The sequence below is a fragment of the Micromonospora tarapacensis genome (assembly GCF_019697375.1).
Classification (GTDB): Bacteria; Actinomycetota; Actinomycetes; order Mycobacteriales; family Micromonosporaceae; genus Micromonospora; species Micromonospora tarapacensis.
In genome coordinates this window covers 2,820,008-2,839,653 of the sequence record NZ_JAHCDI010000004.1, presented here as the reverse complement: position 1 = coordinate 2,839,653, position 19,646 = coordinate 2,820,008, and the positions used below count along the sequence as shown (strand labels likewise).

The window sequence follows — 19,646 nt, the reverse complement described above, 5'->3', positions numbered from 1 at the left end:
GTGGCCGCAGCCCCTCCGCCGGACGGCTGCGCCGGCCCGGAGGATCCGACATCCTTTAACGACCCGTCCCGTGAGGCGGGGAAGGAGGTCCGCCGTGGCCTACCCACCGGCTGCCCGGTCGTCGCCCCCGCGACAACCCTCGGTGAAGGTGATCCTGACCAGCGCCGACCTGCAACGCGTCGTCGACCGGATCGCCCATCAGATCCTCGAGAAGACCCAGGGCGCGGCGGACACCGTGCTGCTCGGCATCCCCACCCGTGGCGCGCCCCTGGCCCGCCGGCTCGCCACCCGGATCACCGCCTTCGAGGGAATCTCCGTGCCGGTCGGCGTGCTCGACATCACCCTCTACCGCGACGACCTGCGTCGCAACGCCACCCGGGCGGTCGGGCCCACCCAGCTGCCCGCCGACGGCATCGACGGCATGCGGGTGATCCTCGTCGACGACGTGCTCTTCTCCGGCCGTACGGTCCGGGCGGCCCTCGACGCGCTCGGCGACCTCGGGCGACCGGCGTCGGTGCAACTCGCCGTGCTGGTCGACCGCGGCCACCGGCAGTTGCCGATCCGCGCCGACTACGTCGGCAAGAACATCCCGACCGCGCTCGCCGAGAGCGTGAAGGTGACGCTGGCCGAGACCGACGGCGCGGACGAGGTCCGGCTCTACGGGGAGGATCCCGCGTGATCAGACACCTGCTCTCCGGCGCCGACCTCGACGCCGACACCGCCATCCAGATCCTGGACACCGCCGCCGAGATGGCCGCGGTGGCCGGCCGCGAGGTCAAGAAGCTGCCCGCGTTGCGGGGCCGGACCGTGGTCAACCTGTTCTACGAGGACTCCACCCGCACCCGGATCTCGTTCGAGGCGGCGGCCAAGCGGCTCAGTGCCGATGTGATCAACTTTTCGGCGAAGGGATCCAGCGTCACCAAGGGTGAGAGCCTGAAGGACACCGCGCTGACCCTGCAGGCGATGGGGGCCGACGCGGTGGTCGTGCGGCACCCCGCCTCCGGCGCACCGCACCGGCTCGCCGACTGGGTCGACGGGTCGGTGGTCAACGCCGGCGACGGCACCCACGAGCACCCCACCCAGGCGCTGCTCGACGCGTACACCATGCGTTCCCGGCTGGGCCGGCTGGCCGGCCTGTCGGTGACGGTGGTCGGCGACGTGCTGCACTCCCGGGTGGCCCGTTCCAACGTGCTGCTGCTGTCCACCCTCGGTGCCAAGGTCACCCTGGTCGGGCCGCCCACCCTCATTCCCGTCGACATCGCCGCCGCCCTCGCGCCGGACACCGGCGTCTGCTACGACCTCGACACGGTGCTGCCGTCCTCGGACGTGGTGATGATGCTGCGGGTGCAGCGGGAGCGGATGAACGACTCGTACTTCCCGTCGGCCCGCGAGTACGCCCGCCGCTACGGGCTCGACGGCCCGCGGATGCGCCGGCTTCCGGAGCACGCGATCGTCATGCACCCCGGCCCGATGAACCGGGGCATGGAGATCACGCCGGAGGTCGCCGACTCGCCCCGCTCCACCATCGTCGAACAGGTCACCAACGGGGTATCCGTCCGGATGGCCGTCCTCTACCTGCTGCTCGGGGGGAACAACCGGTGAACTCGTACCTGATCAGGAACGTCAGCGTGCTCGGCGCCGCGCCGACCGACCTGCTGATCCGCGACGGCGTCGTCGCCGAGACCGGCCCGGGGCTAACCGCGCCGGACGCGAGCGTGGTCGACGCCGACGGCCTGGTAGCCCTGCCCGGCCTGGTCGACCTGCACACCCACCTGCGCGAGCCCGGCCGGGAGGACGCCGAGACCGTCGAGACCGGTTCCCGGGCGGCGGCGCTGGGCGGCTACACCGCGGTCTGCGCGATGGCGAACACCTCGCCGGTGGCCGACACCGCCGGCGTGGTCGAGCAGGTCTGGCGGCTCGGCCGGGAGGCCGGGCTGGTCGACGTGCAGCCGATCGGCGCGGTCACCGTCGCCCTGGCCGGCGAGCACCTCGCCGAGTTGGGCGCGATGGCCGACTCCGCGGCCCGGGTGCGGATCTTCTCCGACGACGGGCACTGCGTCGCCGACCCACGGCTGATGCGCCGGGCGCTGGAGTACGTGAAGGCGTTCGGCGGGATCATCGCCCAGCACGCCGAGGAGCCCCGACTCACCGAGGGCGCGCAGATGCACGAGGGCGAGGTCTCCACCCGGCTGGGCCTGACCGGCTGGCCGGCGGTGGCCGAGGAGGCGATCATCGCCCGGGACGTGCTGCTGGCCGAGCACGTGGGCAGCCGGCTGCACGTCTGCCACGTCTCCACCGCCGGCAGCGTCGAGGTGCTGCGCCAGGCCAAGGCCCGGGGCGTGCGCGTCACCGCCGAGGTGACCCCGCACCATCTGCTGCTCACCGACGCCCGCGCCGAGACCTACGACCCGGTGTACAAGGTCAACCCGCCGCTGCGCACCGCCACCGATCTCGCCGCCCTGCGCACCGCGCTGGTCGACGGGGTGATCGACGTCATTGCCACCGATCACGCCCCGCACGCGGTGGAGGACAAGGAGTGCGAGTGGGCGTACGCCCGGCCGGGCATGCTCGGGTTGGAGACGGCGCTGTCGATCGCGCTGGACGTGCTCGGCCCCGAGTGGGATCTGATCGCCGAGCGGATGTCGCGCACCCCGGCCCGGATCGCCGGGCTGACCGAACACGGCCACGATCCGGCTGCCGGGGCACCGGCCAACCTCACCCTGGTCGACCCGGCGGCCCGCCGCACGATCGAGCCGGCGGAGTTGGCCAGCCGCAGCCGCAACACCCCGTACGCCCGGATGACGCTGCCGGGTCGCATCGTGGCGACCTTCCTGCGTGGCGCGGCGACGGTCCTGGACGGAAAGGCTGTCAAATAATGACGAGGCGCGCAGGGGCGATCCTGGTCCTGGAGGACGGGCGCACGTTCCACGGCGAGGCGTACGGCAGCGTCGGGGAGACCTTCGGCGAGGCGGTCTTCAACACCGGCATGACCGGTTACCAGGAGACGCTGACCGACCCGTCGTACCACCGCCAGGTGGTGGTGCAGACCGCCCCGCACATCGGCAACACCGGCGTGAACACCGCCGACGACGAGTCGCGGCGGATCTGGGTGGCCGGCTACGTGGTGCGCGACCCGGCCCGGGTCAGCTCGAACTGGCGGGCCACCGGCGGGCTGGAGGACCGGCTCGCCACCGAGGGCGTGGTCGGCATCAGCGGGGTGGACACCCGGGCGTTGACCCGCCACCTGCGTGAACGCGGCGCGATGCGGGTCGGCATCTCCAGCGTCGACGACGACCAGCGGGCGCTGCTGGCCCGGGTCCGCCAGGCGCCGCAGATGCTGGGCGCGGACCTCTCCGCCGAGGTGACCACCGCGGAGCCGTACGTGGTCCCCGCCGAGGGCGAGCGCCGGTTCACGGTCGCCGCGCTGGATCTGGGGATCAAGCGCAACGTGCCGCGCCGACTCGCCGCCCGCGGCGTGACCACCCACGTGCTGCCGGCCGACTCGACCATCGAGCAGCTGCTGGCCACCGGCGCCGACGCGGTGTTCTTCTCGCCGGGGCCGGGCGACCCGGCCACCGCCGCCGCCCCGGTCGCGCTGGCCCGGGAGGTGCTGCGCCGCCAGGTGCCGCTGTTCGGCATCTGCTTCGGCAGCCAGATTCTCGGCCGGGCGCTCGGCTTCGGCACGTACAAGCTCGGCTACGGCCACCGGGGCATCAACCAGCCGGTCCTCGACCGGGCCACCGGCAAGGTGGAGGTGACCAGCCACAACCACGGCTTCGCCGTCGCCTGGCCGGGCGGCGAACAGGAGCCCGGCGCGGCCGATGGGCCCGGCCTGGTCGTGCCCGACCGGGTGATCGAGACCGAGTTCGGTGGCGTCCAGGTCTCGCACGTCTGCCTCAACGACAACGTGGTCGAGGGGCTGCGGGCGCGCGACGTGCCCGCCTTCACCGTCCAGTACCACCCGGAGGCGGCGGCCGGGCCGCACGACGCGGACTACCTCTTCGACCGCTTCGCCGAGCTGATCGAGGGCCGGACCCACAGCGAGGGGCGCACGAATGCCTAGACGGACCGATCTGAAGCACATCCTGGTGATCGGCTCGGGGCCGATCGTCATCGGGCAGGCCTGCGAGTTCGACTACTCCGGCACCCAGGCGTGCCGGGTGCTGCGCAGCGAGGGGATCCGGGTCAGCCTGGTCAACTCCAACCCGGCGACCATCATGACCGACCCGGAGTTCGCCGACGCCACCTACGTCGAGCCGATCACCCCGGAGTTCGTCGAGCTGGTCATCGCCAGGGAACGGCCCGACGCGGTGCTGCCCACCCTCGGCGGTCAGACGGCCCTGAACACCGCCGTCGCGCTACACGAGGCCGGGGTGCTGGAGAAGTACGGCGTGGAGATGATCGGCGCGGACATCGACGCGATCCGTCGCGGCGAGGACCGGCAGCTGTTCAAGGAGATCGTGGCGAAGGCGGGCGTCCGGATCGGCGTGGCGAACCCGTCGGGGCTGGTGCCACGCTCCCGGGTCTGCCACTCCATGGACGAGGTCCGCGAGACGGTCACCGAGCTGGGCCTGCCGGTGGTGATCCGGCCGTCGTTCACCATGGGTGGCCTCGGTTCGGGGATGGCGCACAGCGACGCCGACCTGGAGCGCATCGCCGGGGCCGGCCTGGCCGCGAGCCCGGTGCACGAGGTGCTGATCGAGGAGAGCGTGCTCGGTTGGAAGGAGTACGAGCTCGAACTGATGCGGGACCACCACGACAACGTGGTGGTGGTCTGCTCGATCGAGAACCTCGACCCGATGGGCGTGCACACCGGCGACAGCGTGACCGTGGCGCCGGCCATGACGTTGACCGACCGGGAGTACCAGCGCCTGCGTGATCTGGGCATCGCGGTGTTGCGCGAGGTGGGGGTGGACACCGGCGGCTGCAACATCCAGTTCGCGGTGAACCCGGCCGACGGCCGCATCGTCGTCATCGAGATGAACCCGCGGGTCTCCCGCTCCTCGGCGCTGGCGTCGAAGGCGACCGGCTTCCCGATCGCGAAGATCGCCGCGAAGCTGGCCATCGGCTACACCCTCGACGAGATTCCCAACGACATCACCCGCAAGACGCCGGCCGCGTTCGAGCCGACGCTGGACTACGTGGTGGTCAAGATCCCCCGGTTCGCCTTCGAGAAGTTCCCCGGCGCGGACCCGGAGCTGACCACCACGATGAAGTCCGTCGGCGAGGCGATGAGCCTCGGGCGCAACTTCACCGAGGCGTTGAACAAGGCGATGCGCTCGATGGAAACCAGATCAGCCGGCTTCTGGACCGTGCCGGATCCGTCGGGGGCGACGAAGGAGAACACTCTCGCCGCGCTGGGTACGCCGCACGACGGGCGGCTCTACACCGTCGAGCGAGCGCTGCGGCTGGGTGCCTCGATCGGCGAGGTGGCGACGGCGTCCGGCGGGATCGACCCGTGGTTCCTGGACCAGATCGCCGGGCTCGTCGAACTGCGCGCCGAGATCGTGGCCGCGCCGGTGCTGGACGCGGCACTGCTGCGCCGGGCGAAGCGGGCCGGCCTGTCCGACCGGCAACTGGCCGCGTTGCGCCCGGAACTGGCCGCCGAGGACGGCGTGCGTACGCTGCGGCACCGGCTCGACATCCGGCCGATCTACAAGACGGTGGACACCTGCGCCGCCGAGTTCGAGGCCACCACCCCGTACCACTACTCCTCGTACGACGCGGAGACCGAGGTGGTCGGGTCGGTGCGGCCGAAGGTGCTGATCCTCGGCTCCGGGCCGAACCGGATCGGGCAGGGCATCGAGTTCGACTACTCCTGCGTGCACGCGGTGCAGGCGCTGCGGAGCGCGCCGGAGGGCGGCTTCGAGACGGTCATGGTCAACTGCAACCCGGAGACCGTCTCCACCGACTACGACACCGCCGACCGGCTCTACTTCGAGCCGCTGACCTTCGAGGACGTGATCGAGGTCTGGCACGCCGAGGACTCCTCCGGCCGGGCGGCCGGCGGGCCGGGTGTGGTCGGGGTGATCGTGCAGCTCGGCGGGCAGACCCCGCTCGGGCTGGCCCAGCGGCTCAAGGACGCGGGCGTGCCGGTGGTCGGCACCTCCCCGGAGTCGATCCACCTGGCCGAGGAGCGGGGCGCCTTCGGGTCGCTGCTGGCCCGGGCCGGTCTGCGCGCCCCGGCGCACGGCACCGCCACCTCCTACCAGGAGGCGAAGGAGATCGCCGACGAGATCGGCTACCCGGTGCTGGTCCGCCCGTCGTACGTGTTGGGTGGGCGGGGGATGGAGATCGTCTACGACGATGCCACGCTGCGTGACTACATCGGCCGGGCCACCGACATCTCCCCGGATCATCCGGTGCTGGTGGACCGGTTCCTCGACGACGCCATCGAGATCGACGTGGACGCGCTCTGCGACGCCGACGGCGAGGTCTACCTCGGCGGGGTGATGGAGCACATCGAGGAGGCGGGCATCCACTCCGGCGACTCGTCCTGCGCCCTGCCGCCGATCACTCTCGCCAGCTCGCACGTCACCCAGGTCCGCCGGTACACCGAGGCGATCGCGCGGGGCATCGGCGTACGCGGCCTGCTGAACGTGCAGTACGCGTTGAAGGACGACGCGCTGTACGTACTGGAGGCCAACCCGCGTGCCTCGCGTACGGTGCCGTTCGTCTCGAAGGCCACGGCGGTGCCGTTGGCCAAGGCTGCGGCCCGGATCGCGCTCGGCGCGAGCATCGCGGAACTGCGCGCCGAGGGCCTGCTGCCGGCGACCGGAGACGGTGGCGCGCTGCCGCCGGACGCCCCGATCGCGGTCAAGGAGGCGGTGCTGCCGTTCAAGCGGTTCCGCACGCCCGCCGGCAAGGGCGTGGACTCGCTGCTCGGCCCGGAGATGAAGTCGACCGGTGAGGTGATGGGGATCGACACCTCCTTCGGGCACGCCTTCGCCAAATCGCAGTCGGCGGCGTACGGGTCGCTGCCGACCGAGGGCAGGATCTTCGTCTCGGTGGCCAACCGGGACAAGCGCGGAATGATCTTCCCGATCAAGCGGCTGGCCGACCTGGGCTTCGAGATCGTCGCGACCAGCGGCACCGCCGAGGTGCTGCGCCGGCACGGCATCGCCTGCGAGCAGGCCCCCAAGCACTACGAGGCGGGCTCCGACGACGACGCGGTGTCGTTGATCCTCGGTGGCCGGGTCGCCCTGGTGATCAATACGCCGCAGGGTTCCGGCGCCGGTGCCCGCTCCGACGGCTACGAGATCCGCAGCGCCGCGGTCACCGCGGACATCCCGTGCATCACCACGGTGCCGGGGGCCGCCGCCGCGGTCATGGGCATCGAGGCCCGCATCCGGGGTGACATGCAGGTGCGCCCGCTCCAGGATCTGCACGCCACCCTGCGGGCGCAACGGTGATCTTCGAGCGGACCGTGCGGCGCGGGCTGTTCCGGATCGGCGGCGGCGACGCGGAGGCGGCGCACGAGTCCACCCTGCGGCGGCTGGCCGCGCTGGCCCGGATGCCGGTCGCGCTGGCGGCGCTGCGCGCCCGGTACGCGGTGCCGGCGCCCCGCACGGTGTTCGGGGTGCGGTTCCCCAACCCGGTCGGTCTGGCCGCCGGGATGGACAAGGACGGCGTGGCGCTGCCGGCGTGGCCGGCGTTGGGGTTCGGTTTCGTCGAGGTCGGCACGGTGACGGCGCACCCGCAGCCGGGCAACCCCCGGCCACGGCTGTTCCGGCTGCCCGACAGCGAGGCCGTGATCAACCGGATGGGCTTCAACAACGCCGGGGCGGAGGCACTCGCGGCCCGGCTCGCGGCGCTGCCCCGCCCGATCGGCGTACCGCTGGGCATCTCGCTGGGTAAGTCCAAGGTGACCGCGCTGGACGACGCGGTGGAGGACTACCGGACGTCGTACCGCGCGTTGCGCGGGCACGGCGACTACTTCGCCGTCAACGTCTCCTCGCCGAACACGCCGGGGCTGCGGGCGTTGCAGGACCGCGCCCACCTGGACGCGTTGCTGGCGGCGCTGGTGGGTGAGCGGCCGGTGCTGGTGAAGATCGCCCCCGACCTGGGCGAACCGGCCATCGCGGAGCTGCTGGAGGTGTGCCTGGCCCGGGGTGCCGCCGGGGTGATCGCCACGAACACCACGCTGGGCCGGGACGGGCTGGCCCCGGCCGACCGGGCACGCTCCGGCGAGGCCGGTGGCCTGTCCGGCCGGCCGCTGGCGGACCGGGCCCGGCAGGTGGTCGCCTTCGTCCACGCCGAGACGGGCGGACGGCTGCCGATCATGGGCGTGGGCGGCATCGTCGACCCCGACGACGCCACCCGGATGTTCGACGCCGGCGCCAGCCTGGTGCAGCTCTACAGCGGCTTCATCTACCACGGCCCGGCGCTGCCCCGCGCGGTCGCCCGCGCCGCGGCGGTGGCACCGGCGCCCAGCGCGACGGGAGCGTGACCGGGTGCGGCGGCGGAGCGGGCCGCCCGGGGCGGGGCCGGCACCGGACGGGAGCGCGGATGACGCCGGAGGAGATCCTCGCCGCCGACGCCGCACACGTCTGGCATCCGTACGCCGCCCTCCCGCCGGCCGCGCCGCCGTACCTGGTGGACGGCGCCGCGGGGGTGCGGCTGAAGCTGGTCGACGGCCGTGAGCTGGTCGACGGCATGTCGTCCTGGTGGGCGGCGATCCACGGCTACCGGCACCCGGTGCTGGACGCGGCGGTGACCGACCAGTTGGGGCGGATGAGTCACGTCATGTTCGGCGGGCTCACCCACGCCCCGGCCGTGGAGCTGGCCCGCACCCTGGTCGAGTTGGCACCCGACGGGTTGGCGCACGTGTTCCTCGCCGACTCCGGCTCGGTCGGTGTCGAGGTCGCGGTGAAGATGTGCCTGCAGTACCAGCGGGCCGGCGGCCGGCCGCAGCGGCGTCGGCTGGGCACCTGGCGGGGCGGATACCACGGGGACACCTTCCACCCGATGAGCGTCTGCGATCCGGAGGGCGGCATGCACCACCTCTGGGGCGACGTGCTGCCCCGGCAGGTCTTCGCCCCGGCACCGCCCGCCGGCTTCGAGACCGCCCCCGACCCGGCGTACGAGGCGGCGCTGGTCGACGCGGTCGAGCGGCACGCCCACGAACTGGCCGCGGTGATCGTCGAGCCGGTGGTGCAGGGCGCCGGCGGGATGCGCTTCCACCACCCGCACTACCTGCGGGTGCTGCGGGAGGTGACCCGAGCGCACGGGATCCTGCTGATCTTCGACGAGATCGCCACCGGCTTCGGTCGCACCGGCACCATGTTCGCCGCCGAGCACGCCGGCGTCGCCCCGGACGTGATGTGCGTGGGCAAGGCCCTCACCGGCGGCTACCTCACCCTGGCGGCCGCACTGTGCACCGCCGAGGTGGCGCGGGGCATCAGTGCCGGCGGCGTCCTGGCGCACGGCCCGACGTTCATGGGCAACCCGCTCGCCTGCGCGGTCGCCAACGCCTCCCTCGGTCTGCTGCGGGCCGGCGACTGGGCCGGGCAGGTGTCGCGGCTCCAGCGCGGCCTGCGGGCCGGCCTCGATCCGCTGCGCAGCGCGCCGGGCGTGACGGACGTGCGGGTGCTCGGCGGGATCGGCGTGGTGCAGCTGGACCACGAGGTGGATCTCGCCGCCGCCACGGCCGCCGCGGTGGCGCAGGGGGTGTGGCTGCGCCCGTTCCGGGACCTGATCTACACGATGCCGCCGTACGTCACCACCGACGCCGACCTGGCGCTGATCGGGGCCGGTGTCGCGGCGGCGGTGCGGGCGGGTTGAGTAGGCGCGGGAGCCCGAGCGACGGGAAGTTGAGTCGCCGGGTACCGCGGGTTGAGTAGCCGGTTTTCGATGATCGGGACGGGTTGAGTAGACCTGAACGCCAGAAAGCGTGGCTGGGCTGGCGTCTGACGAGAGGAGGCACTGGCGGTATGGAGAGCTTCGGTGCCCGGTTGCACCGGGCGGTCGGCGAGCGAGGCCCGCTCTGTGTGGGAATCGATCCACATCCGGCATTGCTGGCCCGCTGGGGCCTTGCCGACGATGTGCAGGGTCTCAGCCGGTTCGCACGGATCGTCGTGGAAGCGCTCGGTGACCGGGTTGCGGTGGTCAAGCCCCAGTCGGCGTTCTTCGAGCGATTCGGGTCTCAAGGGGTGGCGGTACTTGAGTCAACTATCCGACAGTTACGAGAATCGGGTTCGCTCGTTCTGCTCGACGTCAAGCGCGGTGACATCGGTTCGACGGTCCGCGCCTACGCCTCGGCCTACCTCGATCCATCCAGCCCGGTATATGTCGACGCGGTCACCGCAAGCCCTTTCCTGGGGGTCGGCGCACTCGCCCCGATGTTCGAGTTGGCCGCCGAACACGGCGGCGGCGTCTTCGTCCTGGCGCTCACCTCGAACCCCGAGGGAGCCGCCGTGCAGCGGGCCCGCGGCGCCGACGGGCGCACCGTCGCGCAGACGGTGATCGACGAGATTTCCCAGCTCAACGCCGGTGCGGAGCCACTCGGAAGCTTTGGTCTGGTGGTCGGTGCGACGGTCGGCGAGACCGGCTGCGACCTGTCCGCGGTGAACGGTCCACTGCTGGCGCCGGGACTCGGCGCGCAGGGCGCCACGGCGGCGGATCTGCGGATCGTCTTCGGTTCCGCGCTGCCCACCGTGTTGCCCTCGTACTCGCGGGAGGTGCTGGGCGCCGGCCCCGACCCGGAGGCGCTGCGGGCCGCGGCGGACCGGGCGGTGGACGACTGCCGGGCGGTCCTGACGTCGTCCTGACTGACTGACTGCTCGGTCACTTTGGGGTGATCGCCGCGCGCCCACGTTGCCGAAAGCTCCGTTGACCGCTAGTTTTCCCCGCGCTGGGAACCCCTTGGTTCACAGCGACACCACGTTTCACAGATGCGGCGGTGCGTCCCGCCCGTCGCGATAGGGACCTGAGGAGAACTGGTGCCGCTCCCGTCACTGACCCCCGAGCAGCGCGCAGCCGCGCTGGAGAAGGCTGCGGAGATCCGCAAAGCCCGTGCCGAGCTGAAGGAGCAGCTCAAGCAGGGCAAGACCACCCTCGGTGCCGTTCTTGAGCGGGCCGAGTCCGACGATGTCGTCGGCAAGCTCAAGGTGTCGGCCGTGCTGCAGGCCATGCCGGGCATCGGTAAGATCCGGGCCACCCAGATCATGGAGAAGCTCAAGATCGCCGATAGCCGTCGCCTGCGTGGCCTCGGCGAGCAGCAGCGTAAGGCCCTGCTTGGGGAGTTCGCCGCCAACTGAGCGCGACTGCGTGTAGAAACAAGCAGTGAGCTTGGATGACGAGGCGCGCCCGGCGGCTCGGCTCACTGTCCTGGCCGGCCCATCCGGCGCCGGCAGGGCGAGTGTCGTCGAACTGGTCCGGGCGCGTTCTCCGTCAGTGTGGACGCCCGTCTCGGTCACCACCCGGCCCCGCCGGGAGTGCGAGCTGGAGGGCGTCCACCGGCACTTCCTCACGCCGGAGGAGTTCGACCGCCGGCTTGCCGCCGGTGAGTTGCTGGAGTGGAGCCGGCTCGGCGCGTACCGGCGCGGCACGGAGACCGGCCCGCTGCGCGGCCGGCTCGCCGCCGGGCAGCCGGTGCTGCTTCCGCTCGACCTCGACGGGGCGCTGCTGGTCCGGGCCACCTGGCCCCGGGCACGACTCGTGCTGCTGCATCCACCCGGCCGGATGCCGGGTCCAGCCGCGGTGTCGGCCTTCGACCACAGCGTCTCGCACGACCGCATCGAGCGGGTCGTGGACGAGCTGGTAGGATTCATCGGTTCTTCCTTCCTGGCTCCGGCCCGGCCGCGTCCGCGCGGTTGAGCGCCGGCACCGCGCTCGCGCGGTCCGTGCGACAGACAGCAGAGGTTCATCCGTGGGATCCATCGCCAACCCCGAAGGCATCACCAACCCGCCGATCGACGAGCTCCTGGAGAAGACCACCTCCAAGTACGCGCTGGTCATCTTCGCGGCCAAGCGCGCCCGCCAGGTCAACGCCTACTACAGCCAGCTCGGCGAGGGCCTGCTGGAGTACGTCGGCCCACTGGTCGAGACCACGCCCCAGGAGAAGCCGCTCTCCATCGCCATGCGGGAGATCAACGCTGGCCTGCTCACGGCCGAGCCGACCGACCAGCCGTAATCTCCGCGCGGCGATGAGCGCCCGGATCATCCTCGGCGTGGGCGGTGGGATCGCCGCCTACAAGGCGTGCGAGTTGCTGCGCCTGTTCACCGAGTCCGGTCACCGGGTCCGGGTCGTGCCGACCGCCGCCGCGTTGCGCTTCGTCGGCGCGCCGACCTGGGCGGCGCTCTCCGGGCAGCCGGTCGCCGAGGACGTCTGGGCCGACGTGCACGAGGTGCCACACGTACGCCTCGGGCAGCAGGCCGACCTGGTGGTGGTCGCGCCCACCACCGCGGACCTGCTGGCCCGGGCCGCCCACGGCCTCGCCGACGACCTGCTCACCAACACCCTGCTCACGGCCCGCTGCCCGGTGCTGCTGGCGCCGGCCATGCACACCGAGATGTGGGAACATCCGGCCACCGCCGCCAACGTCGCGACGCTGCGCGCCCGGGGCGTCCGCGTCATCGAGCCGGCCGTCGGGCGGCTCACCGGCGCCGACACCGGCAAGGGCCGCCTGCCCGACCCGGTGGAGATCTTCGCGGTGTCCCGCCGCGTCCTGGCCCGCGGCGTCGACGCTCCGGCCGACCTGACCGGCCGGCACGTGGTGGTCACCGCCGGCGGCACCCGGGAACCCCTGGACCCGGTGCGCTTCCTCGGCAACCGTTCCTCCGGCAAGCAGGGCTACGCGTTCGCCCGCTGCGCCCTCGCCCGCGGCGCCCGGGTCACGCTGGTCGCGGCGAACGTCGCGCTGCCCGACCCGGCCGGTGCGGATCTGGTCCGCGTCGGCACCACCGGCGAGCTGCGGGAGGCGACGCTGAAGGCGGCGGCCGGCGCCGACGCGGTCGTGATGGCGGCGGCTCCGGCCGATTTCCGACCGGCGACCTACGCGCCTGGCAAAATCAAGAAGTCGGACGACGGCGCGGCACCCACCATCGAACTCGTCACCAACCCGGACATCGCCGCCGAGCTGGGCCAGCGCCGCCGACCGGAGCAGGTGCTCGTGGTGTTCGCCGCCGAGACCGGCGACGCCGAGGCCAACGGACGGGCCAAGCTGGCCCGTAAACGGGCCGACCTCATCGTCGTCAACGAGGTCGGGCCGGACAAGGTCTTCGGCGCCGAGACCAACGCGGCCACCGTCATCGGCGCGGACGGTTCGGTCATCCGGATGCCCGAACAGTCCAAGGAGGATCTCGCCGACGGCGTGTGGGACCTCGTGGTCGCCCGGTTCGGCCGGTGACTCCTCCTGACGGCTGGACAACAACACGACCGTAGACGGACTCGGAGGCGGTTGGTGACTACACTGCCGCGGAACGACGTCCAAGAACTTAGGAGTGCCGTGACACGCCGCCTCTTCACGTCCGAATCGGTCACGGAAGGCCACCCGGACAAGATCGCCGACCAGATCAGCGACGGCATCCTCGACGCCCTGCTCACCCAGGACCCGCACAGCCGGGTCGCGGTGGAGACCCTCATCACCACCGGCCAGGTCCACGTTGCCGGCGAGGTGACCACCAAGGCGTACGCCGACATCCCGACAATCGTCCGGGAGACCATCCTCGACATCGGCTACGACTCGTCCAAGAAGGGCTTCGACGGCGCGTCATGCGGCGTCAGCGTCTCCATCGGCTCCCAGTCGCCGGACATCGCCCAGGGCGTCGACAACGCCTTCGAGCTGCGTACCGGTGCGTCCGAGAGCGCGCTGGACGCGCAGGGCGCCGGCGACCAGGGGATGATGTTCGGCTTCGCCTGCTCGGAGACGCCGGAGCTGATGCCGCTGCCGATCGCGCTCGCGCACCGGCTGGCCCGGCGGCTCTCCGCGGTCCGCAAGGACGGCACCGTCCCGTACCTGCGCCCGGACGGCAAGACCCAGGTCACCATCGAGTACGACGGGCTGCGCCCGGTCCGGCTCAACACGGTCGTGGTGTCCAGCCAGCACGCCGCGGACATCTCGCTGGACTCGCTGCTCACCCCCGACGTGCGCGACCACGTCATCGCCCCCGAGCTGGAGAGCCTCGGGCTCGACACCGAGGGTTACCGGCTGCTGGTCAACCCGACCGGCCGGTTCGAGATCGGTGGCCCGATGGGCGACGCCGGCCTCACCGGGCGGAAGATCATCGTCGACACCTACGGCGGCTACGCCCGGCACGGCGGTGGCGCCTTCTCCGGCAAGGACCCGTCGAAGGTCGACCGCTCGGCGGCGTACGCCATGCGGTGGGTGGCCAAGAACGTGGTGGCCGCCGGCCTGGCCGAGCGCTGCGAGGTGCAGGTCGCGTACGCGATCGGCAAGGCCCACCCGGTGAGCCTGTTCGTCGAGACGTTCGGCACCGAGACCGTGCCGGTCGCCTCGATCGAGAAGGCGGTCACCGAGATCTTCGACCTGCGCCCGGCCGCCATCATCCGGGACCTGCACCTGTTGCGCCCGATCTACGCGCAGACCGCCGCCTACGGCCACTTCGGCCGGGAGCTGACGGACCTGACCTGGGAGAGCACCGACCGGGCCGCCGACCTCAAGTCGGCCGCGGGAGCCTGACAGCCACCAGGCGTGACGACCGGCGGCCCGCTGACGGGTCGCCGGTCGCCCGTGTCTGCGTCGACGTGCCCTTGGCCCACCTGGACCGCCCCTTCGACTACCTGGTGCCGCAGGAACTGGCCGCCGACGCGGTGCCCGGCGTCCGGGTGAAGGTGCGCTTCGCCGGCCAGCTCGTCGACGGATGGCTGCTGGAGCGGGCCGAGCGGTCCGACCATCCCCGGCTGGCCTTCCTGGAGCGGGTGGTGTCGCCGCTGCCGGTGCTCGACCCCGAGGTGGCCCGGCTGGCCCGGGTCGTCGCCGACCGTTACGCCGGCAGCCTCGTCGACGTGCTGCGCCTCGCGGTCCCGCCCCGGCACGCCCGGGTGGAGAAGGAGGCCCTCGCCCAAGCTGCGCCCGCTGCGCCCGTGGCCGCGCCGGCCGGCGGACCCGCCGCGCCGGCCGGGCCGAACGGGGAAGTGACCGGCGGCGAGGTGACCGGCGGCGTGGCGGGTGGCGGTGCCGGGTCGCCGGAGCCCGGCGGATGGCGGGAGTACCCGGCCGGACCGGCGCTGCTGCGGGCACTGGCCGACGGGCGCGCGCCCGGGCCGTGTGGTCGGCGCTGCCGGGGAGGACTGGGCGGCGCGCTACGCCACCGCGGTCGCCGCCACGGTGACGGCCGGCCGGGGTGCCCTGGTGGTGGTGGCCGACGGACGGGATCTGGACCGGCTCGACGCCGCGCTGACCGCACACCTCGGGACGGGCCGTCACGTCTGCCTGTCCGCCGCGCTCGGTCCCGCGCGGCGCTACCGGGCCTTCCTCGCCGCCCACCGGGGCGACGCGCCGGTGGTGATCGGAACCCGGGCGGCCATGTTCGCCCCGGTCGACCGGCTGGGATTCGTGGCGATCTGGGACGACGGCGACGACCTGCACGCCGAGCCCCGCGCCCCCTACCCGCACGCCCGTGAGGTGCTGCTCATCCGGGCCCAGCTGGCGGAGGCCGGGGTGCTGGTCGGCGGCTTCGCGCGGACCGCGGAGGCGCAACTGCTGGTGGAGACCGGCTGGGCCCGCGAGGTCGTCGCCGACCGGGCGGTGCTGCGGGCGCGCGCCCCGCGATCGTGCCGACCGGCGACGACCCGCAGCTGGCCCGCGATCCGGGCGCGGCGACCGCGCGGCTGCCGAGCCTGGCCTGGACCGCCGCCCGGGAGGCGCTGCGGGCGGAGCTGCCGGTCCTGGTCCAGGTGCCCCGCCGCGGCTACCTGCCCTCGGTGGCCTGCGCCGACTGCCGGACCCCGGCCCGCTGTCCGCACTGCGCCGGGCCGCTCGGGTTGCCGTCGGCCGGCGGGATGCCGGCCTGCCGCTGGTGCGGCCGGGTGTCCGCCGCCTACGCCTGCGCGCACTGCGGCGGGCGGCGGCTGCGTGCCTCGGTCACCGGTGCCCGGCGGACCGCCGAGGAACTGGGCCGGGCCTTCCCCGGGGTGCCGGTGCGGACCTCCGGCCGGGAGGAGGTGCTGGCCGACGTCCTCGGCGGTGCCGGCCTGGTGATCGCGACTCCGGGCGCCGAGCCGGTCGCAGCCGGCGGTTACGGCGCGGTACTGCTGCTGGACAGCTGGGCGTTGCTGACCCGGGCGGACCTGCGCGCCGGGGAGGAGGCGCTGCGCCGCTGGTCGGCGGCGGCCGCGTTGGCCCGGCCGGCGGCTGCGGGCGGGCGGGTCGTGGTGGTCGCCGACGGCGCTCTCGCGCCGGTGCAGGCGTTGCTGCGCTGGGACGCCGGCTGGTTCGCCGCCCGGGAACTGGCCGAGCGGCGGGAACTGGGTTTCCCGCCGGCCATGCGGATGGCCAGCGTGACCGGCCTGCCCGCCGGGGTGGCCGACCTGTTGGCGCAGGCGCGGCTGCCCGACGGGGCGGAACTGCTCGGCCCGGTGCCGGCCGACGGCGACCGGGAGCGGATGCTGGTGCGGGTGCCCCGGGCGCGGGCCGCGGCCCTGGCCGAGGCGCTGCACGCGGCGGCCGCGGTGCGCAGTGCGCGCAAGGCGGCCGACCCGGTGCGCATCCAGGTCGACCCGCTGGCGCTGTTCTGAGGGCCCCGATCGGCGGGGCCGGCCGGGTTCGCACTGGGTGACCCGATCGTGGCACCCGGTACCGACGGGCCTGCTCACGGCCGCGTCCCGGGGGACCGCCTCGTTCGGGGTGGTAGCATCGCCCGTCATGCCGGGACGCACGGCGGCTCCAGGTCGCGGCGCGGCGTCAACCGGGCCAAGCTGGAGTTGTCGCAGGCCGGCGCGACGACGGCGGAACCGCGTCGGTCCGGCGCGATATTGATGATCTTGAGCAGCCGGTGATCAGGGGTGGACCAGTCGTGACCGTTCGTCAGTCGATCGTCTTCAACGGTGACCTCGGCAGCGGCAAGAGCACCGTCTCGGTCGAGATCGCCAAGCGTCTCGGCCTGCGCCGGGTGAGCGTCGGTGACCTTTACCGGAAGATGGCCCAGGAGCGGCAGATGACCGCGCTCCAGCTGAATCTGCACGCCGAGCTGGACCAGGCCGTCGACGGTTACGTCGACCAGCTCCAGCGCGACATCGCCGCCTCCGGTGAGAGCCTCGTCATGGACTCCCGGCTGGCCTGGCACTTCTTCACCGACGCGCTGAAGGTGCACATGATCACCGAGCCGGGTGAGGCGGCCCGGCGGGTGCTGCTGCGTCCGTCCGGGCCGGCGGAGAGCTATGCCTCGCTGGAGGAGGCCACGGCCAAGCTCCTGGAGCGCAGCGAGAGCGAGCGCGGCCGGTTCCTGGTCCGGTACGGCGTGGACAAGGCCCGGCTGCGCAACTACGACCTGATCTGCGACACCACCCGGGCCGGCGCCCACGAGGTGATCGAGTGCATCGTCGACGCGTACGAGGGGCGGCTCGCCCCTGACGTGCTGCGCGGCACGCCGCCGCTGCTGCTGCTCGATCCGGGCCGGGTCTACCCGACCGAGGACGCCACCGGCCTGCGCGACGCCTGGGACTCGACGTTCGTCGGCGAGGTCGCCGCCCGCGGCGAGACCGGCCTGGAGCCGATCGAGATCGGCTACACCGGCGAGTACTTCTTCGTGGTCGACGGGCACCGCCGGCTCAGCGCCGCGCTGCGGAACGGGTTCCGGCTGGTGCCCGGCCGGCTGGTCGCCGAGGTCGAGGAGCCGGTGGTGGGCGGCGTGAGCGCGATCGACTACTTCGCCGCGCAGGTCCGCCCCAGCCTGATCCACGACTGGGAGGCGGCCCACGACATCCGCCTGCCGTTGCCGGAGCACGCCCTGCTCGGCGGCGACGCCGTGCTGGCCGGGAGTCCGGCGTCGCCGGCTGAGCCGCCGACACCGGTCGACCCTCCTGCCGGGGCACGACCAGCCGCCGGTCACGGTGGGTGAGCCGGTCCCGGCCGCCGACCATGGTGCGCCGGCCGAATCTGCTCCGGGCACTCCGTAGACTGGTACGGCACTCCCGTCCCGCCGCTAAGGAGCCAACCCGCGTGACCGTCCAGCCCATCCGTCTGTTCGGGGATCCGGTGCTGCGCACGCCGGCCGATCCGGTGGTCGACTTCGACGTCGAGTTGCGCAAGCTCGTCGCCGACCTGACCGACACAATGCGTGAGCAGAACGGCGCCGGTCTCGCCGCGCCGCAGCTCGGCGTGGGCCTGCGGGTGTTTGCCTTCGACGTCGACGACGTGCTCGGCCACCTGGTCAACCCGGTGCTGGAGTTCCCCGACGCCGAGGAGCAGGACGGCCCGGAGGGCTGCCTGTCCATTCCCGGGCTCTACTTCGACACCAGGCGCCGGCAGAACGTGATCGCCAGGGGCTTCAACGGCTACGGCGACCCGGTGCAGATGGTCGGCACCGGGCTGATGGCGCGCTGCGTGCAGCACGAGACCGACCACCTCGACGGGGTGCTGTTCGTCGACCGGCTGGACCCGGCCGGTCGCAAGGAGGCGATGAAGGCGATCCGTCAGGCGCCGTGGTACGACATGGCCGCCCCGCCGACGGTCAAACTGAGCCCGCACGCGGCCGGCAGCCCCTTCGGCCTGGGGCGGTGAGTCCGATGCGTGTGATCTTCGCCGGTACGCCGGCCGTCGCCGTCCCCGCCCTGGCCGCCGTGGCCGACTCGCGGCACGAGCTGGTCGCCGTGGTCACCCGACCGGACGCGCCCGCCGGGCGCGGCCGTGGTCTGGTCCGTTCGCCGGTCGGCGCCTGGGCCGACGAGCGTGGCGTCGAGGTGTTGACCCCGGCGCGCCCGCGCGAGCCGGAGTTCCTGGCCCGCCTGCGTGAGCTGGCGCCCGACTGCGTGCCGGTGGTGGCCTACGGTGCGCTGGTGCCGCCGGCGGCGCTGGAGATCCCCCGGCACGGCTGGGTGAATCTGCACTTCTCGCTGCTGCCGGCGTGGCGGGGCGCCGCACCCGTGCAGCACGCCGTGCTGCACGGCGACGAGCTGGCCGGGGCCAGTGTGTTCCAGTTGGAGGAAGGGCTGGACACGGGCCCGGTCTACGGCACGCTCACCGACGAGATCCGCTCCACCGACACCTCCGGTGACCTGCTGGAGCGGCTGGCGCACAGCGGCGCCCGGCTGCTGGTGGCGGTGCTGGACGCGCTCGCCGACGGCACCGCCCGGGCGCAGCCGCAGCCCGCCGACGGGGTCACCCTGGCACCCAAACTGACCGTCGAGGACGCGCGGGTGCGCTGGCCCGACCCCGCCTTCGCGGTGGACCGGCGGATCCGGGCCTGCACCCCGCGCCCGGCCCGTGGACGACCTTCCGGGGCGAGCGGGTCAAGCTCGGCCCGGTCGCCCCGGCCCCGACGCGCCCGCCCTCAAGCCCGGCGAGCTGCTGGTCGCCAAGACCGAGGTGCTGGCCGGCACGGCCACCGCCCCGGTGCGTCTGGGCGAGGTGCGCGCGGCGGGCAAACGGCCGATGCCGGCGACCGACTGGGCACGCGGTGTCCGGGTCGGTGCCGGGGAGGAGTTCGCGTGAGGGACACCGCACCCAGCCGGGGCAGCCAGCGGC

General features: G+C 73.1%; 14 protein-coding genes and 3 pseudogenes. All 17 read left to right on the top strand.

All coding sequences use genetic code 11. The annotated features are described in order from the left end of the window. The first annotated feature begins 94 nt into the window (after window positions 1-94). The 17 genes and pseudogenes from pyrR to fmt all read left to right on the top strand — a co-directional run bounded on the left by pyrR (window position 95) and on the right by fmt (window position 19,613). Complete coding sequence (gene pyrR, locus KIF24_RS18855) at window positions 95-679, top strand: bifunctional pyr operon transcriptional regulator/uracil phosphoribosyltransferase PyrR (RefSeq protein ID WP_221085175.1); 585 nt, start codon at window positions 95-97, stop codon at window positions 677-679. Next, the gene (locus tag KIF24_RS18850) at window positions 676-1,602 is read left to right on the top strand and encodes an aspartate carbamoyltransferase catalytic subunit (RefSeq protein WP_221085174.1); all 927 of its coding nucleotides are present in this window, start codon (window positions 676-678) and stop codon (window positions 1,600-1,602) included. Before pyrR ends, KIF24_RS18850 begins: the two co-directional genes overlap by 4 nt. Then, a complete protein-coding gene (locus KIF24_RS18845) occupies window positions 1,599-2,876 on the top strand; it encodes a dihydroorotase (RefSeq protein WP_221085173.1) in 1,278 nt (425 codons plus the stop codon). The genes KIF24_RS18850 and KIF24_RS18845 overlap by 4 nt, the downstream gene beginning before the upstream one ends. Continuing rightward, window positions 2,876-4,063 (top strand): glutamine-hydrolyzing carbamoyl-phosphate synthase small subunit, encoded by a 1,188-nt coding sequence (gene carA, locus KIF24_RS18840; protein ID WP_221085172.1) that lies wholly within the window; start codon window positions 2,876-2,878, stop codon window positions 4,061-4,063. Before KIF24_RS18845 ends, carA begins: the two co-directional genes overlap by 1 nt. Further along, entirely contained in the window at window positions 4,056-7,412 is a 3,357-nt protein-coding gene (gene carB / locus KIF24_RS18835) for a carbamoyl-phosphate synthase large subunit (protein WP_221085171.1), read from the top strand. The genes carA and carB overlap by 8 nt, the downstream gene beginning before the upstream one ends. Then, window positions 7,409-8,449: a quinone-dependent dihydroorotate dehydrogenase gene (locus KIF24_RS18830; protein WP_221085170.1), complete on the top strand. Its 1,041-nt coding sequence runs from the start codon at window positions 7,409-7,411 to the stop codon at window positions 8,447-8,449. Before carB ends, KIF24_RS18830 begins: the two co-directional genes overlap by 4 nt. A gap of 59 nt (window positions 8,450-8,508) precedes the next feature. Then, the gene (locus KIF24_RS18825) at window positions 8,509-9,783 is read left to right on the top strand and encodes an adenosylmethionine--8-amino-7-oxononanoate transaminase (RefSeq protein WP_221085169.1); all 1,275 of its coding nucleotides are present in this window, start codon (window positions 8,509-8,511) and stop codon (window positions 9,781-9,783) included. Between the two features lie 149 nt (window positions 9,784-9,932). Beyond that, the gene (gene pyrF / locus KIF24_RS18820) at window positions 9,933-10,769 is read left to right on the top strand and encodes an orotidine-5'-phosphate decarboxylase (RefSeq protein WP_221085168.1); all 837 of its coding nucleotides are present in this window, start codon (window positions 9,933-9,935) and stop codon (window positions 10,767-10,769) included. Window positions 10,770-10,940: 171 nt separating this feature from the next. Continuing rightward, window positions 10,941-11,258 (top strand): integration host factor, actinobacterial type, encoded by a 318-nt coding sequence (gene mihF, locus KIF24_RS18815; protein WP_007458370.1) that lies wholly within the window; start codon window positions 10,941-10,943, stop codon window positions 11,256-11,258. Between the two features lie 25 nt (window positions 11,259-11,283). Then, window positions 11,284-11,817, top strand: a complete 534-nt coding sequence (locus KIF24_RS18810; protein ID WP_221085167.1) for a nucleoside/nucleotide kinase family protein — start codon at window positions 11,284-11,286, stop codon at window positions 11,815-11,817. Window positions 11,818-11,869: 52 nt separating this feature from the next. Continuing rightward, window positions 11,870-12,133 carry a DNA-directed RNA polymerase subunit omega gene (rpoZ, locus tag KIF24_RS18805; RefSeq protein WP_007075826.1) on the top strand — a complete coding sequence of 88 codons (264 nt, stop codon included), beginning with the start codon at window positions 11,870-11,872 and terminating at the stop codon, window positions 12,131-12,133. Between the two features lie 13 nt (window positions 12,134-12,146). Then, the gene (coaBC, locus tag KIF24_RS18800; protein ID WP_221085166.1) at window positions 12,147-13,349 is read left to right on the top strand and encodes a bifunctional phosphopantothenoylcysteine decarboxylase/phosphopantothenate--cysteine ligase CoaBC; all 1,203 of its coding nucleotides are present in this window, start codon (window positions 12,147-12,149) and stop codon (window positions 13,347-13,349) included. 99 nt (window positions 13,350-13,448) lie between these two features. Further along, window positions 13,449-14,642, top strand: a complete 1,194-nt coding sequence (metK, locus tag KIF24_RS18795; RefSeq protein ID WP_221085165.1) for a methionine adenosyltransferase — start codon at window positions 13,449-13,451, stop codon at window positions 14,640-14,642. A 65-nt stretch (window positions 14,643-14,707) separates the two neighbouring features. Continuing rightward, window positions 14,708-16,699: pseudogene (locus KIF24_RS18790) on the top strand (primosomal protein N'). Between the two features lie 278 nt (window positions 16,700-16,977). Further along, a pseudogene (locus KIF24_RS18785) lies at window positions 16,978-17,958 on the top strand (AAA family ATPase); the annotation flags it as partial. A 164-nt stretch (window positions 17,959-18,122) separates the two neighbouring features. Beyond that, window positions 18,123-18,683: a peptide deformylase gene (def, locus tag KIF24_RS18780; RefSeq protein WP_221085164.1), complete on the top strand. Its 561-nt coding sequence runs from the start codon at window positions 18,123-18,125 to the stop codon at window positions 18,681-18,683. A gap of 5 nt (window positions 18,684-18,688) precedes the next feature. Then, window positions 18,689-19,613, top strand: a pseudogene (gene fmt, locus KIF24_RS18775) (methionyl-tRNA formyltransferase). The last annotated feature ends 33 nt before the right edge of the window (window positions 19,614-19,646 follow it).

Excerpts from the sequence above, each read along its gene's own strand:
- carA (WP_221085172.1), top strand. The coding sequence starts at position 2,876 with ATGACGAGGCGCGCAGGGGCGATCCTGGTCCTGGAGGACGGGCGCACG.
- carB (WP_221085171.1), top strand. The coding sequence starts at position 4,056 with ATGCCTAGACGGACCGATCTGAAGCACATCCTGGTGATCGGCTCGGGG.
- KIF24_RS18825 (WP_221085169.1), top strand. The coding sequence starts at position 8,509 with ATGACGCCGGAGGAGATCCTCGCCGCCGACGCCGCACACGTCTGGCAT.
- pyrF (WP_221085168.1), top strand. The coding sequence starts at position 9,933 with ATGGAGAGCTTCGGTGCCCGGTTGCACCGGGCGGTCGGCGAGCGAGGC.
- coaBC (WP_221085166.1), top strand. The coding sequence starts at position 12,147 with ATGAGCGCCCGGATCATCCTCGGCGTGGGCGGTGGGATCGCCGCCTAC.